The sequence below is a fragment of the Heyndrickxia sp. FSL K6-6286 genome, from assembly GCF_038630395.1.
Classification (GTDB): Bacteria; Bacillota; Bacilli; order Bacillales; family Bacillaceae_C; genus Heyndrickxia; species Heyndrickxia oleronia.
In genome coordinates this window covers 443,709-457,447 of record NZ_CP152029.1, presented here as the reverse complement: position 1 = coordinate 457,447, position 13,739 = coordinate 443,709, and the positions used below count along the sequence as shown (strand labels likewise).

13 protein-coding genes are annotated in these 13,739 nt (G+C 36.0%); 1 reads left to right on the top strand and 12 read right to left on the bottom strand.

Translation table 11 applies throughout. The features are described 5' to 3' along the window. Nucleotides 1–108: 108 nt before the first annotated feature. Nucleotides 109–1,203: a citrate synthase/methylcitrate synthase gene (locus MHI39_RS02480; protein WP_342540629.1), complete on the bottom strand. Its 1,095-nt coding sequence runs from the start codon at nt 1,201–1,203 to the stop codon at nt 109–111. A gap of 160 nt (nt 1,204–1,363) precedes the next feature. Between MHI39_RS02480 and MHI39_RS02475 the strand changes: the two genes are divergently transcribed. Then, complete coding sequence (locus tag MHI39_RS02475) at nt 1,364–2,242, top strand: LysR family transcriptional regulator (RefSeq protein WP_341041176.1); 879 nt, start codon at nt 1,364–1,366, stop codon at nt 2,240–2,242. An 86-nt stretch (nt 2,243–2,328) separates the two neighbouring features. Here MHI39_RS02475 and MHI39_RS02470 read toward each other — a convergent pair whose 3' ends face one another. From MHI39_RS02470 to MHI39_RS02420, 11 genes are all read right to left on the bottom strand, one after another. Next, nucleotides 2,329–2,856 (bottom strand): GNAT family N-acetyltransferase, encoded by a 528-nt coding sequence (locus tag MHI39_RS02470; RefSeq protein ID WP_212946144.1) that lies wholly within the window; start codon nt 2,854–2,856, stop codon nt 2,329–2,331. A gap of 161 nt (nt 2,857–3,017) precedes the next feature. Further along, the gene (locus MHI39_RS02465) at nt 3,018–4,451 is read right to left on the bottom strand and encodes a HAMP domain-containing sensor histidine kinase (protein WP_341041175.1); all 1,434 of its coding nucleotides are present in this window, start codon (nt 4,449–4,451) and stop codon (nt 3,018–3,020) included. Further along, the gene (locus MHI39_RS02460) at nt 4,439–5,119 is read right to left on the bottom strand and encodes a response regulator transcription factor (RefSeq protein WP_212946142.1); all 681 of its coding nucleotides are present in this window, start codon (nt 5,117–5,119) and stop codon (nt 4,439–4,441) included. The genes MHI39_RS02465 and MHI39_RS02460 overlap by 13 nt, the downstream gene beginning before the upstream one ends. A gap of 7 nt (nt 5,120–5,126) precedes the next feature. Then, nucleotides 5,127–5,897: an ABC transporter permease gene (locus MHI39_RS02455; protein WP_212946141.1), complete on the bottom strand. Its 771-nt coding sequence runs from the start codon at nt 5,895–5,897 to the stop codon at nt 5,127–5,129. Between the two features lie 12 nt (nt 5,898–5,909). Then, on the bottom strand, nt 5,910–6,737 hold the full coding sequence (locus MHI39_RS02450; RefSeq protein ID WP_342540628.1) for an ABC transporter permease: 828 nt from the start codon (nt 6,735–6,737) through the stop codon (nt 5,910–5,912). After that, nucleotides 6,734–7,438, bottom strand: a complete 705-nt coding sequence (locus MHI39_RS02445; RefSeq protein WP_071975556.1) for an ABC transporter ATP-binding protein — start codon at nt 7,436–7,438, stop codon at nt 6,734–6,736. Before MHI39_RS02445 ends, MHI39_RS02450 begins: the two co-directional genes overlap by 4 nt. A 183-nt stretch (nt 7,439–7,621) precedes the next feature. Beyond that, nucleotides 7,622–8,671, bottom strand: a complete 1,050-nt coding sequence (locus MHI39_RS02440) for a HAMP domain-containing sensor histidine kinase (protein WP_342540627.1) — start codon at nt 8,669–8,671, stop codon at nt 7,622–7,624. Beyond that, on the bottom strand, nt 8,668–9,342 hold the full coding sequence (locus MHI39_RS02435; protein ID WP_071975558.1) for a response regulator transcription factor: 675 nt from the start codon (nt 9,340–9,342) through the stop codon (nt 8,668–8,670). The genes MHI39_RS02440 and MHI39_RS02435 overlap by 4 nt, the downstream gene beginning before the upstream one ends. Nucleotides 9,343–9,360: 18 nt before the next feature. Continuing rightward, nucleotides 9,361–11,118: an ABC transporter ATP-binding protein gene (locus MHI39_RS02430; protein ID WP_342540626.1), complete on the bottom strand. Its 1,758-nt coding sequence runs from the start codon at nt 11,116–11,118 to the stop codon at nt 9,361–9,363. A gap of 88 nt (nt 11,119–11,206) precedes the next feature. Beyond that, a complete protein-coding gene (locus MHI39_RS02425) occupies nt 11,207–11,518 on the bottom strand; it encodes a hypothetical protein (protein WP_071975560.1) in 312 nt (103 codons plus the stop codon). 892 nt (nt 11,519–12,410) lie between these two features. Beyond that, the gene (locus MHI39_RS02420) at nt 12,411–13,388 is read right to left on the bottom strand and encodes an LCP family protein (protein WP_071975509.1); all 978 of its coding nucleotides are present in this window, start codon (nt 13,386–13,388) and stop codon (nt 12,411–12,413) included. Between the last annotated feature and the right edge of the window lie 351 nt (nt 13,389–13,739).

The window sequence follows — 13,739 nt, the reverse complement described above, 5'->3', positions numbered from 1 at the left end:
ACGTTTTAAGGTGGAAAAAGGTTTCAATATTTCTGTTCAATATAGAAGATTTTTTCTCTACAACATCATAGGAGCCATCTGACTGTCAGATGGCTCCTCTTGAATTTTTTATGATAAAGTAGGTAATTGTCCAATATACTGAGATTCCGGTCGAAAGATAACATTTCTCTCTGCTTGCTCTAATACATGTGCTGTCCAACCTACTATTCTACTCGCTGTAAATGTCGGGGTGAACAAGTCATCCTCCAAATGAATGGAGCGCATGACTGCAGCGGCAAAAAACTCAACATTTGTGTACAGCTTTCGGCCCGGTTTATATTCTTCTAATAGTTGAATGGCTGTTTCCTCAACATACAGTGCAAGTGCAAGCCACGGATCATCCTGACCAACCTCTAATGCTTTTTCCTTCAATGCTAATGCTCTCGGATCCTTTGTTTTATAAATCCTATGACCGAACCCCATTAGTCTTTCTCCATTTTCCAATTTCTCTCTCAACCCACTCTCAGCATTTTCCTTTCTTCCGATACCATTGAGCATTTTCGTTACATCTGAAGGTGCTCCCCCATGAAGCGGGCCCTTCATCGTTCCAATAGCAGAGGTAATCGCAGATACCATATCCGACTCAGTGGAAATCGTCACTCTTGCAGAAAATGTCGATGCATTCATTCCATGCTCCAATGTTAATATCATATATGTTTCTAACGTTTTCACATGAACATTGGATGGTGTTTCACCAGTTAACATATATAAATAATTCGCAACATGATCATAATTTTCATGTGGAGCAACGGGAGATTTCCCTGCTTTTCGCCTATGCCAATAAGCGATGATCGTTGGAATAATAGCTGTTAATTGAATTGCTTCCTCGACAGTTGGCTTCCATTGGAAATGCGAATTCCCTAAACTTGAAATCAACGTTCTTAGTACACTCATTATCTCCATATCAGTTGGGAGAAGATGAAGCATCTTTTCCATATGCTCGGGTAATACCCGATACTTCTTTAATTTTTCACTAAGTAACTCCACCTCTGTTTGAGAGGGCAGGGACCCATTCCATATAAAATGTGCTGCTTCTTCAAATGAATAATTCAGTGCAATATCCTTCGCTTCCAGCCCCCGGTATACTAAATGCCCTTTCTCCCCATCGATATAGCTAATTGCTGTTTCAGCAGCAATAACTCCCTTTAATCCGTGTTGAAGCATTTTATCATCCTCCTTGTTTTTATGAGAATTCAATGTGTTCTAATTTCTTCATAATCAACTATCTCTATTGGTTATCTTAAGTATAGATGCTATAATCGATTAAAAAAATTAAACATTTTTAATCAATTCAATTAATTTTTATAATTAGGGGTGAAATATAGTGGAATTAAAATGGTTGCATACCTTTATTGCGGCAGCTAGGCACGAGAATTTTCGCAAAACAGCAGAAGAACTTTTTATTTCTCAACCAACTGTTACAGTCCATATTAAACTCTTAGAAGAAGAAATAGGCAGTTCATTGTTTGAAAGAGAAGGAAGAAAAATTATTCTAACAGAAGCAGGGAAAAAGTTTATTCCCATTGCTAGAACTATGATTGGAGTATACGAAGAAGGCAAAGCGGAAATGGACCGTTTTCGACAGGGCTACACACAAAAACTAATTTTAGCGATGTCTCCCTTAATAGCCGAGTCCATTATGCCCTATGTCCTAAAAAAATTTATGCTTGCCTATCCAAACATCGAAATCTCCGTTCAAGTTTTAGATTCTATCAAAATACCTGAAGCGGTTCTGTCTGGAGAAGTTGATTTAGGTCTATCACGTTCAGAAATAAAAAATGCCGAGCTGACTTGTCGACCCTTATATGAAGATCCCGTTATTCTTGTAGTCCCACATGATGGAAGAGATAGTGAAACAGCCCCACCGCTTGATGCCGAGGAGCTATTAATGAATCATTATTTAATTACCCATAACCATCCTGAATATTGGGATGGACTTCTTAGATCCCTTCGCTTAAAAATTCCTACGATTAAAACAATGGCTGTATCACAAGTACATGTAACAAGGCGTTTTATTATGGAGGGACTTGGTATATCCTTTCTACCTTCTTCAACTGTCCGACGGGAATTATTAGAAGGACGCTTACTCGAAGCACCCTGTCCTTTTTTACACCTACCTGTTGCTAAAACCTACGCTATTCTCAAACACGAAAGCGAAAAAGAAACTCAGTTTTTACAATTTTTATCCCAGTTCCGGTTATAGTGCTCTTTTTATTCCACTAAGAAAAGAGCTACTAACAATACGAAAACAACCAAGTAAAAAAGTGTAAATCATTATAGATTTACACTTTACTTAGCTTTTCTATTATATTTTAAATTAAACGTATCCTTCATAAAGGCTACAAGAAACTCCTTATCCGTTTCATAGACTTTTCCAAATCCAAACCGAAGTAGAGCATCATGTCCTTCTATATTATCCTTGTTTGTGGAATACCTCATGATTTCTCCATTCCACACATTAAAATAGTAGTCGAGCATCAGTTTTGCCGCTTCCGATGCATAGCCTTTCCTTCTTTCACCAAAGGCAATTTTAATATTAAGGGTTGCTGTTTTGGCAATCTTATCGAAATCATGAAAACTTATTTCTCCAACTGGCTTATTTTCCTTGTTGAAAATCAGACAGTAAAAATGCTTTCCGTTACTAGGGTTTACAACAACTTCATACCAGCGTCTTTTTTCTTCCTCGGTGAATTGAACCGGGCCACCGATTGTTTTCATTGTTTCTTCATCCGCCCATAGCCATGTCACATACTCTAAGTCTTCGAAACTAGGTTTTCTCAGTGAAACGTTTTTTCCTTCTAAAGCAAACTGATTCATCGATGATCCCCCGCTATTTCTGTAAAATAATATCCCGTGTATATATTATACGGGATTTTTAATTAAATTCCTTTGGTTAATGTTACCGTTTTCATTTTGTTTTAATGTAAATTTGACATTTTCGAATAATTGTCAAATTTACGTAAAAACAAATGATGCTATCATGTCATTTCACTGATGATTATTTTTGTAAATGCTCCACCCTCAGGTCGATTTTGAATAGTTATAGCTCCATGATGTTTCTTTACAATCGTTTGTGCAATATAGAGGCCTAATCCGAAATTGGCTTCGTTTCCTGACCTAGACTCATCTTCACGATAAAATTTATCAAACACTTTCTCAGTCGCTTCACTATTAAAGCCGGGTCCATTATCCATGATTTCAAAAATGATGGTCCCATAACCAATTGTTGTATCCCAATTAATTCGCCCCTTTTCTGAGCAATAGCGAATACTATTTGTAATAATATTGTCTAATACTTGCGAAATACGGTATGGATCCATTTTCATTTTTTCTTTCCCTTTTATAGAATATCTTAGTGTAATCTGTTTCTTTGAACAAAGAACTTTATATTCTTCGACCTTATTCTGGATAAATTCTTCTATATCTACTAGCACAGGCTCAATAGTAAAATCACTCCGGTCAATTGCTGATACTTCATTTAACTGATCTATCAGTCTAATTGAACGTTTCGTGCTTGATTCAATCGTTTGTAAATATCGATTGAGACGTTCGGTATTATGGAAACCACCCGCTAATAGCCCTTCAATATGTCCATTAATTATCGTCAAAGGTGTACGCAAATCATGTGCAATAGCAGCGACCATTTCCTTCCTCTCTTCTTCTAATTGCCACTGTCTAAGAAGAGATTCTCTCAGAGCAAGTCGCATCTCTTCAAATGAACGAATCAGTTGATTTAACTCTTTAGATGACTTTGATTCAATTAATTGAAAATCCAAATCTTGTGTTTGAATTTTCCTTGCTCCCTCCATCAAATGTTGAAATGGTATCTCAATTTTTTTACTAAATCTTTTTCCAATCAGATAAGAAAAAAGATAGAAATAGATAAATGGACAAGCAAATGAGAGAATGAGAAGTGCCCCCAGTAATAAACTTTTCTCTGGATTTGCTCCTATTAGGCTAAGCTTATAGCGAAAGCCAATAGCTCCTACCTGCTCCTTTTTTTGATTAAATAAGGGATGCATAACAATAATTCGATCTCTATCATATATATTTTTATTAAAACTGCTTACTAATTCACGTTCGTTTTTCACATATTTCTTTTTCATTGACCCAAAGAGAAAACTTCCATCTTTACTGAGTACTTGATACTCCAAACCATCTAATGGAATTTTCTTTTCTAATTTCGCTTGGTTTTCTATTCTCACCCACTGGTCCCCGTCCTGATCAATCTCTTTAACTATTCGCGGAATTTGCTGTTCATAGTAGTTTGCTGGGTTCATATTATTCGATTGAAAAATAAGCAAAAGTAACAAAATCCCCCATGTTAGAGCAGTTGCGACAATGCTGAATAGGAGAATTAAGTAAAAGGAGGTAGCGATTTGCTTTCGAAGCGGACGAGCTACTTTTCCCATTTGTACCCTACTCCCCAAACGGTTGATATATAACTCCGATCTGGATCATGTTTCGCTAGTTTTGAACGTATCTTTTTAATATGTTCCGTTATTGTTGAAGAATCCCCCTCTGCATCATATCCCCAAATTCTTTCATACATACTTTCTCGAGAAAAGACCTGACCCGGATGAAGAGCAAGAAATTGTATCATTTCAAACTCCTTCGATGTAAAGGAAAGCCTTTCATTTAAGTAATAAACCTCATAACCTTCTAAATCAATCATTAAGTTGCCAAAATACAAACATTTCTTTGTTTCTTCGGCTACCCTATGCTCCCTTCGTAAGTGGGCAATAATTCTTGCATGTAATTCTTTTAAGCTAAATGGTTTAGTAAGATAATCATCTCCTCCAACCATTAATCCTTTGATACGATCTTCCTCACTATGTTTAGCACTTAAAAAAATAATGGGACATGTAACCCTCTTTCTAACTAACTCACAAAGTTCAAATCCATCCATACCAGGCATCATAATATCAAGAATAATCATGTTAGGTTGTAGTTGAAGAGAATGTAATGCTTCTTGTCCATTGTACGCCGTTATCACTTGATATCCCTGATCCTGAAGATAATCCTTTGTAAATGCAACAATCTCAGGTTCATCGTCAACTATTAATATTTTCGTATCCATTTATCGCTCATCCCATCCATTGCTTCTTTTTCCAAATACCTACATTCAATATCGTACTTATAAAGAATAGCAGAAATAGACTAACATAAAAACCACTCTGACCGATTCCTCCTAATACAGAGAATATAGAATCAGATACAGATAGCAGGTAAACGAAATGGTCCGAAATATAAACGCCGCCTACTAAGCAACCTAACGTTCCCACAAAAGCTAGAATTGAGTTAGGCATAATCACGCTAATCAAACTACAAAGCCCAATTACGCTTAAGAAGATGAGAAAAGTCATTGAATAGAATTTCAAGGTATAGATCATCCCCTGAAAGGCATCCATTTTTCCTGTATGAAAAAAAGTGGTTTCACTGACATGTTCCATGACTAGACGTCCAAATAGAGTGGATGTAATCCATGTAATAATTGTTATTCCTAAGAAAATACTTGCTTGAACGACCCACTTCGCTAAAAATAATTTCAATCTTGCTTGCGGACGAATTAACACTAAACGTAAAGCTCCCGAAGTATATTCCCCATTAAAACTATCTACTACCAGCATAGGAATTAAAATAAAATTGATAAATATGCCTACTTCCCTTATAAAGAATGGTGCTGTATTTATTGAATTTAATTGCACTGAATGTTCAGGATCATAGAAACTTAAACCATTCATTCCATACAAAAATAAACATTCGAATGCTAAAACAATACAATAGATAATTAAACCTATTACCGTTTTCTTTCTTTTAAATGTCCGTTCATACTCACTAACTAAGATTCCTTTCATTTCGTACACCCCTCACAAAAAATTATCCTTTTTCCTTGTTACAAAAAAGAGTAAAAGCCCAAATAACAGAATATATCCAATCAAAATGTAGTACATCCAACTAAATTGCTGAGCATTTTCTGAAAGCATTGCGGTTATTCCTTCTGTTTGAATCGCTAGTATAGAAGAAAAATAGAGCTTTGTAGTCATTTCATTACCAAGGATCGGTTGGAATAGACGTAAAGTATATTGAAAAACTAAGCTTAATAGTAAAAATCCCACACCTGCACCTAGTGCAGTCGTCGTGGAGTAGGAAATAGTTGCGATAAAAATCAGAACACAACTCATAGCTAATAAAGTAAGCCATGCGACTCCATAAAACTTCAGATTATATAAGAAGCCTTCTAATAATGTAAAAGAGTCCTTATGATAAAATTGTGAATAAGCTTCCGGACGCGAAAACATTAAGGAACCAATCAAGTAGCTAATTATGAAATATATGATTAAATACAGTGTCAATACGCCCACCATTACGATGAATTTCGCGAAAAACACCTTTTGAAAAGAATAGGAACGAATCATTACCATTCGTAGCTGTCCTGTTCGATATTCATCTGTAATTATAAACGCAGCCAAGAGTAGAATAATTATGTTAAATGCTGTCATTAGCATCTCTGAAAGTCCAAGAATAGGGAAATTCCCAGCTACAGCAAACTGTGGATCATTCTTTGTAAAAAATAGATTCTGTTTCTGATAATATTTTGCTGCAGCAAAAACTAGAATTGGTATAGCAACAAATAAAAGCCATGTTGTTTTTCGTTTCCATAATCTTTCCCATTCACTTATGATAAGCTGTTTCATTTTGACACCAACTCAATAAACATTTCTTCAAGGTTCTGTTGATCTTTCAGTTCACCTGTCCATACCAGTTCACCTTCGCGAATTATCACTATTTCATCGCATATTTTTTGTAATTCATCTAGAAGATGACTAGAGATGAGAATGGTCTTTTTGTATTGATGTTTTAAAGAAAGAATCAGTTCCCGTAGCTCCCGAATGCCCATTGGATCAAGTCCATTTGCAGGTTCATCCAATATGAGTAGATCTGGATCACCTAATAATGCCTGTGCAATTCCAAGCCGCTGCTTCATTCCTAAAGAATACGTTTTTACCTTTTCATCTGCACGCTTCTCTAATCCGACAATTTGTAGCACTTCTTCCACTTTTGGTTTCGTTCCATTTCCATGTAATCTTGCTAAATTTCTCAAATTTTCTCTTCCTGTCATATAAGGGAAAAAGATTGGTGATTCTACAATTGCACCTACATTTGTCATCGCCTCTTCACGATTTTCTACTACATTTTTACCATTAATGAAAATTTGACCTGATGATGGGCGAATGAGACCCGTTAGCATACGAATAAAAGTAGTCTTCCCTGCCCCATTTGGTCCAAGCAATCCACATATGGCTCCTCTTTCCACCTGTAACGTCAAATTATTAATTAACTTCCTACCTTTCACCTTTTTGGATACGGATTTAAATTCCACTATTTTTTTCATCATTAAATTCCCTCCTATAGGTGGAGTATAAAATTAAAATATAAAGAATTTATAAAGTAAGGTGGAATATTCATTTTTTATTCTAAATCTAGTATTGGTTTTGTTGGACTACAAATCACGTGAAGCTAGAATTTTCAAGACTTTCAAATGCGAGCTTATCATTCCATAAAAAATAGGATGGTAAATCTACCATCCTAGCGGAATAATTACAGTAAACAAAGCCCCATTTCCCTCTTCACTTTCAACAAAGATTGTTCCATGATGCATTTCTATGATTTTTTTGACGATGGATAATCCTAATCCACTTCCTCCCTTTGATCGTTCTCTCGCTTTATCTGCTTTATAAAATCGTTCAAATATGTGGATTTGATCTTCCTTAGACATTCCAATACCAGTATCTATAATTTTCACAATGGCTTTGTCATCTACTTGTTGTAATTGCACATGTATCGTACCAGAAGGAGGAGTAAATTTAATACTATTATGAATTAAGTTCATCCATACTTGACTCATTAAATCCTCATCTCCAACAATCGTCACCTTGTCCAATGAGATATCTAATTCTAAATCCTTTTCAGCCCATTGTGGTTCGCAGGTTAAAATGATCGTTCTAATTTGCTTATCCAAAGGAAACTCCTTTTGATCAAATGGATGATTCGTTGATTCAAGTGAAGTAAGTTTCAACAAATTATCACTTAATTTGGATAATCTTTTACTTTCCGTTTCAATTATTTGGAGGTAATGTGCTCTCTCCTCCTGGGTCAGTTCTTCATATTGGAGTGCACGTGCAAAACCACTGATCGATGTTAATGGGGACTGAATTTCATGAGATACATTTGAGATGAACTCCTGACGCATATCTTCCATTTGTTTCAGTTTTACAGCCATATGATTAATATTATCGATAATTTTTGTATGCGGATGTTCCCTATTTGTCTTGAATTCCAGATGAACATCAAAATCACCCTTGGCAATTTTTCTTAACGCATCAATTACCTCTTGAAAGTGAGTTCGTTGCTTCGTTCGAGTAAATAAGGAGATCGTAAAACCAATCCCCCCTAGAATGAAGAAACCAAGAATAACTGCTAGTAAATGCCGAATATAATCAGACATTTGAAAGTGAAACACTGGAAAGATATCATTCACGATAAAATAACCTACAGAAAAACTAACGGACATGAGAACAAGAAACATTAGGAACCCAAAAAGATGCTGTAGAAAATTTTTAACTTTCATTTGAGAACCTCAAGCCGGTACCCTAATCCTCTTATTGTTTTTATTCGAAATGGAAATTCTTGATCGGAAAAGCGCTCCCTTAGTCTTTTAATATGCACATCCACTGTTCGTTCATCCCCCTCATAATCATATCCCCAAATATCCTCAATGAGCTGTTCTCTTGAAAAGGTTTTTCCAGGATAGCTGGCCAATTTAAATAACAGCTCAAATTCCTTTAAAGGAATAGTAAAATCCTGATCATAAAACGAAATTTCATGTGTCCTTCGATTAAGTGTAAACCCACCTATCTCAACTGTTTGCGATATAGTAATATTGTATCTTTTCAACAATGCTTTAACCCTTGCCACCAGTTCAATCGGTTCGAAAGGTTTGACTAAATAATCATCCGCTCCTAGTTCAAAGCCCTTTACCTTTTGTGTAGTTTCTCCTTTAGCTGTGAGCATTAGAATAGGAATATCACTATATTCCCTAATCTCTTGACACAACTGCCAGCCATCCATATTGGGCATCATAATATCGATAATTGCAAGATCCATCTTCATCTTTTCCATTATATTTAATGCCTGTTTTCCATCTGACGCTTCATAAAGCTCGAATCCCTCCTTCTTTAAAAAAAGAAGGACGAGCTCACGGATATATGAATCATCATCAACTATTAGCAGCTTTGACATGGTCCGTCATTCCTTTCCCTACACTGGTTCCTTCATACGTAATTGTTGATTGGCAAATTCACGATAGAGAGCATGTAATTGTACGAGCTCCTCATGTGTACCTTGCCCTGTAATTTTCCCCTTTTCAAAGAATAAAATTTGATCCGCATCAATAACTGTCGATAATCGATGGGCAATTACAAGAGTGGTACGTCCCTTCATTAAGTTTTGTAAAGCTTGTTGAACAACAAGCTCTGATTTGCTGTCCAAACTAGAGGTGGCCTCATCAAGCATTAATATTTTTGGATCCCTCAAAAAGGCGCGAGCGATCGCAATTCTTTGTCTTTGACCACCAGACAGCTTAATCCCTCTTTCCCCTACTTCAGTGTCGAAACCTTGAGGTAGCTCAGTAATAAACTGATCAGCATAAGCCATTTTTGCTACCCGATATAAATCTGCTTCATCAACTTTTCTATCTAAACCATAGCAAATATTATCACGAATCGTCCCTGAAACGATGGGACTTTCTTGTGACACATACCCGATTTGACTTCTCCATGATAACAAGGAGAAATGATGAATTGATTCCCGTCCTAATCGAATTTCTCCTTCCTGTGGTTGATAATATCTCTCTAATAAAGAAAAGAGTGTCGTTTTTCCACTTCCGCTAGGACCTACTATTGCCGTTACTTTACCCGATTCAACTGAAAAGCTAATGTCCTTTAGCACTTGCTCCCCATTACCATAGGAAAAGCTAACACGTTCAACAGTAATAGGCTGGTTCACATTTTTTACTTCCTGTTTGATCTTATGCTCTTCTTCCTCTGTTTCTAATATTGAAATGATTCGTTCCGTTGCACCTGTTGCTTTTTGAAATTGAGTAAAAAATGTGGTTAATTGTCCCATAGGCATGACAATTTGAAATAAATACATGATAAAAGCGACTAAATCACCTGCTGTTAATACTCCGGAAGAAACTCTCATTCCTCCATAACCAAGAATAACAACAAGTAACAGCATAATCACTAAACCAATCAGCGGTGCGATCATGGCTTGAATTTTTGCCTCTTTGAGGCCAAATTGAAATAACTCTGTAATGCCTTTTTTGCCATTTTTATATTCAATCTTTTCCGCATTCGATGCTTTTACTAAACGGACTTCCGATAGTACTTGTTGAATAACAGAAGTAAACTTTGCCGTCTCATCCTGCATTCCTTTTGACACCTTGTGCATTTTCTTCCCTAATGGAAATAAAATAACAAATGATAATGGAATTGCTATAAACATAAGTAATGTCATTTTCCAGTCTAAAATAAGCAAGACAATAATTGAACCGATGATTGAAATAATCCCCGTTAGAAAATTAGCTAAATGGTCGGTAATCAATCCTTTAACCACCGCTGTATCATTTGTCATTCGACTAACCGTTTCACCGGTTTGATTCTCATCATAATAGGATACAGGCAAAACAAGGAGCTTTTTCCATAAACGATCCCTAATTCCCGCTACCACTGACTGTCCGATATGATTCAAAATATAGATGGATATACCACTGGCTAATGCTTGAATAAGCATGGCTACTACAAGTAGTATAATTTTACCCGTATTTAAAGAGCTCAACGAGAAATCATTGATTAGATTTTTCGTAAATAAAGGAACTAAGAGTCCAACAATTGTTGTACTAACACTTAGTACCAAGGCAATACATAATAGTAATTTTGATGGTTTTGTTTGCTTGACTAACCGAACAAATTGCCGCCACCCCTGTTGTTTTATTGTATCTTCCATTTCCTTCATCCTTTCATATCTTGTAAGCACACTATACAATGTTTTTATGAACTGAATATGAATAGTTTAAAAAGTCCCCTGCAAATCATATAGTATATTAATAAAAAGCGGAATAATCACTATTATCACCACTTTTTAACAGGATAAGGACATGGCGAATGACATAATTAAAGGCAGTTTTCGTAGGGTTTGTTGCCTTTGTAAAAGCCAAACTGCATGTTAAAGGATTCAGAGCGGTCTTATGGAGTTTTCCGCTTTTTTCCTTTGAAATGAAAAGGAGGGAGTTTATTTCTTTCTTCAGGGTAGTCAATCGCTCTCTTTCTTTACGGGCTCTCGCACTTTTCTCCTTCCCGGTAACCAATCGCTCTCTTTCGTTACCGGGCTTTCGTGTTTTCCTCCTTCTCGTCATCTATCGCTCTCTTTTGTTACCCGACACACATATTTTCCTCCTTCTTGGTAACCAATCACTCTCTTTTGTTACCCGACACACATATTTTCCTCCTTCTCGGTAACCAATCACTCTCTTTCGTTACCTGACACACATATTTTCCTCCTTCTCGGTCATCATTCGCTCTCTTTTGTTACCCGACACACATATTTTCCTCCTTCTCGGTAACCAATCACTCTCTTTCGTTACCTGACACACATATTTTCCTCCTTCTCGGTCATCATTCGCTCTCTTTTGTTACCCGACACACATATTTTCCTCCTTCTCGGTAACCAATCACTCTCTTTCGTTACCTGACACACATATTTTCCTCCTTCTCGGTCATCATTCGCTCTCTTTTGTTACCCGACACACATATTTTCCTCCTTCTCGGTAACCAATCACTCTCTTTCGTTACCCGACACACATATTTTCCTCCTTCTCGGTAACCAATCACTCTCTTTTGTTACCAGACACACATCATTTCCTCCTTCTCGGTAACCAATCACTCTCTTTTGTTACCAGACACACACGTTTTCCTCCTTCTCGGTCATCTATCGCTCTAAAAGTTCTCGCACTTTTCTCCCTCTCAAGATTCACACACTCTCTTTGGGTACTGCTTATTGATTTATCTTTACTCTTAAATAGCAACAATGTTTGAGAAAAGAGACAAAATAAACAATTAGCTCTAAAAGCAAGCCAAGCAATCGAAAAAGAAGAGGATCGCAAACTTTTACTTAGTGACCTAGATACCATTTCACTAAAAAAGAGCTACAAACCTCATAAGAACATTTATAAATATCAAAAAAACAAAAAAGAGGATACCGATAAGTGTTTTGTTTTCCACTCCTATCGGGTACCCTCTTTTCAAATTTTAAGGATTCGTATCTTCATTTGTTGTATCTGTGTTTTCCTTATTCCTGTCATTTAAGAAATCATCGATTGCCTGTTTATTTTTTTCTAAATCCACTTCAAGAACGGATCCAGCATAATCTGAGTAACCAGGTTGATAAGCACCCTGAACAGGCACAGTTAACGTTTCAATTTTATCTGGTTTGTTTAATAACACCTTGGTTAATAAAGCAATACTATCTGTTTTGCTCATATTTGTTTGTATATAAGGTTGAATCGTTCCGAAGAGCTTTGGTGCCTTCGTAATACCATTTACACTTAAAACTTCATCTTTTAATGCATTAATAACCTTTTGCTGACGTGCAACACGTCCAAAATCAGCTTCAGCATCATGTCTGAATCTTGCATAGCCCAAAAGCTCTTTACCGTTTAATCTTTGTAATCCTGGTTCAAGCGTTACATCAATATTTTCGGACATTTTCTTTTCAACATCCATTTCAATTCCGTTCGGAGCAAGTGTATCGACAATTTTCTCAAAGCCTTTGAAATCTACCATGACATAGTATTGAACATCTAAACCAAAGTTTTGCTGAATCGTTTTTCTTAATAATTCAGGACCATCTAGGAAAAACGCAGTATTAATTTTCCATTTTTTATAACCCGGAACATCCACAAACATATCACGCATTAAAGATATAATTTTAACATCATCTTTTTTCGGATCATATTGTGCAACCATTATCGTGTCAGTATGAGATTTTGTTTCACCTTCACGCTTATCTATACCTAGTAATAGGAAGTTTACCCTTCCTTTTGCGTCCTTTTTCCCATTAAATTTAACATTTTCTTGTTTCTCAAAACCTTCACCAGCTTGGTTTTTACCTATATAGTATTGAGTTACTGCATAGCCAACAACCCCTAAGATCAATAATAAAACGATAAAGAGAAACACTCTTCTTTTACGTATTCTTCTTTTTTTTCTTTTATATCTAGAATTCATATAATCCCTCAAATTTTTTGTTTTTTAATTATCATGCTATTACTAGCATTGCCTTTATATTATCTTAAAAAAACATAAGTTTGTCATCTACAAATATTATTTTTGATAAAATTGGATAAAAAAGTGACGAAATTAAGGGAAATTTGTTATATCCAAGAAAGTTTTTATTAAAAGGCTCTTTTCTCAAACATTGTTGCTATTTAAGTAAAGTTATAAGTATAAATATCGTCTGAGCATCGCTACACGTTTTATTTTACTGAGAAAAGAACTGCAATCCCCATAAGAACCGCTAGAATCCTTTATTGGGAGTAAAAGCCGGCAGTTGGGCTTTTACAAAAGCAACAAACGATA